3 protein-coding genes are annotated in these 2,116 nt (G+C 50.8%); all 3 read right to left on the reverse strand.

The genetic code is table 11. The features are described from left to right. Nucleotides 1-951: 951 nt before the first annotated feature. Nucleotides 952-1,089, reverse strand: a complete 138-nt coding sequence (locus tag ACUHMQ_RS20490; RefSeq protein ID WP_445297300.1) for a hypothetical protein — start codon at nt 1,087-1,089, stop codon at nt 952-954. Nucleotides 1,090-1,165: 76 nt separating this feature from the next. Continuing rightward, nucleotides 1,166-1,546: a type II toxin-antitoxin system VapC family toxin gene (locus ACUHMQ_RS20495; RefSeq protein WP_445297301.1), complete on the reverse strand. Its 381-nt coding sequence runs from the start codon at nt 1,544-1,546 to the stop codon at nt 1,166-1,168. Beyond that, nucleotides 1,543-1,746 (reverse strand): type II toxin-antitoxin system VapB family antitoxin, encoded by a 204-nt coding sequence (locus ACUHMQ_RS20500; RefSeq protein ID WP_445297302.1) that lies wholly within the window; start codon nt 1,744-1,746, stop codon nt 1,543-1,545. The genes ACUHMQ_RS20495 and ACUHMQ_RS20500 overlap by 4 nt, the downstream gene beginning before the upstream one ends. Nucleotides 1,747-2,116: the final 370 nt, after the last annotated feature.

Raw genomic sequence — 2,116 nt, forward strand, 5'->3', positions numbered from 1 at the left:
ATGGCCAATTCGGGAGAGAAAGCGATGCAAGACGAGTGATAAGTTCCGGAACGGGCTGTCTGGAAGCAACGCAAGGTCGACTTACGCCGCTGTAATGTCAAAAAGTCGGGTTATTCGAGGTGCCCTTAAGTACTGCATGGGGTTCTCCTTCATTGGCAATACGCCAAACACGTTGCATTCACCCTGGGCGGTCGCCCTGGGCACGATGAAGAATTAGTATTTACTGATTTATATTGGTTCGGTCGGCGCAACCGATTTGTCCTTTTGCTGCACGCTAACTTCTGGCGCCTTACTTCAACCATTCCAGCCAGAACTGCATTGCTTCTGCTCAACGTGATGTGGTGTACACAGCTGGATGCAGCTTAAGAACAAAATGGGCCAACCTGACGCTCGACGCCCATGGGGGTGTCAATTTACGTACGGGTTGGCCCAACGATGCCGCCACAACGAATATTGCACGGCAGCATGCCTGCTGCGTGATTGGCTATTCAGCTGACTCTGTTATGAATCTAAGGCGAGTACAAAAGAACAAGTCGCAATTCTGATTATCGTCTTGCTAGCCGCCACTGACCTGTTCAATGCCAGCATGATTGCACTCCTACAATGCGTTGACACGATTACAAAACTGGGCCATCTTTACTGTGATGACTTTTTGCACGTCCTGGCCCGGTATGACGTTTCGATCATAATTTGCCAAAAAACGGTAGGCCATAACCTGCCACCGCTGACCTGCTCAACTTCCACGCCGACTAATTCCTTCATGCTTGAATATGCTTTCAGCTTAAAAATCGTTTCGTTGAGCAATGGCTTGTTGTTTCATACATTGCCTATAGATCGCTAACAGGTCCAGGTAGTCCGGCACCGACACCACGAAAAGCAGATTCGGTTTCCTGCAGCTACCGCCGAAAATTTGCGCTACTTTCGCGCGGTTTATTTCCTGCATGGCCCCATTCATGCTTGTTTTACTTTCACCGTTTGCGATGCGTTGTTGCGAAACTTATCTGCGATCGTGAACAAGGAAAGGTTTGGATTCCCAAGCGGCAGCCCACCACTGACTTGTGCAATTTCTTCGTTACTCAGGTGCTGCAAGGCTGTCTCCTTCATCGGTAAAAAAGTTACAAGCGCTGGCCATCCGGGTTTGGCCGTGGGCTTCTACATGGGGCTATCAATGCAGCGCGGGACGGTACATCACGCCAAAACGTTCTGCCAATGCAGAGAGCCGCTTATCCAGTGTCCATAATTCGACCCCTGAGGTCATGAGTGTGGAGGCAAGCAGCATCATGTCTACCAAACCACAACCCAAACCGAACAGGTGCTCACGTTCGATAAAGTCCACGACTTCCCGGACGCTGGCCAGTTGGGTCTGTTGCAACCCTTCGAGATCAGACAGCGTTTGACGCCGAATGGGCGGCGTGCCGCAAGCGATTTCGCCAACAATGAACGGATGTCCCATCACCAGATCAAGCTCCAGTAAATGAACCAGCACATCGTTGTGTAGCCGGAAATGGTTGACCCACACCGAGGTATCAACAAGGACGCCTTTCATTGTTGGGTATCATCACGACGGCGAGGAATCTCCTGCATTTCAGGTGTGGTTGCGCCGAGGGCGGCAAGACGCTTGGCCGCTTGAACGCGTACAAACGTCTTGATGGCTTCACGGAACAAATCTGCCTTGTCCATTGTTGGATCAGCCACTTCCAGCGCCCTTTCATACAGCGCATCATCAATTGTCACAGTCGTTCTCATTGCTTTCTTTCCGCATCAAATATGATGACATGTTGAATCAATTATGGTGTATTTGCAATCAGCGGACACGACATCAATGCTGGATGTCGGAGTGGTAAGGCGCATCCCAATCCGCACACACTCCTAGCGTAGTCAGAGGTGTTTTACGGCGAGGCTGGATAGTCGAATAGCCCGGGGGAGTCTCACTCTCCAGTTCCTATGCAAATAGGGAGTGAATCTCTCAAGTCACCCGGTCCCAAGTAACTAAGAACCTGTTCAAAGTCTTTTCATCTAGCTCCAGACCGGCGATGCTTGCCCAATGAGAACCCCTTACCCCAGCGATATCAGTCGCGAACAATTCGAAGCCATCCGCCCTTTGCTGGAAAACGCC

This window comes from Chitinimonas violaceus (assembly GCF_052601015.1).

What these genes read in the sequence shown, in the direction of transcription:
- ACUHMQ_RS20495 (WP_445297301.1), bottom strand. Translation starts at nt 1,546, where the DNA reads ATGAAAGGCGTCCTTGTTGATACCTCGGTGTGGGTCAACCATTTCCGG.
- ACUHMQ_RS20500 (WP_445297302.1), bottom strand. Translation starts at nt 1,746, where the DNA reads ATGAGAACGACTGTGACAATTGATGATGCGCTGTATGAAAGGGCGCTG.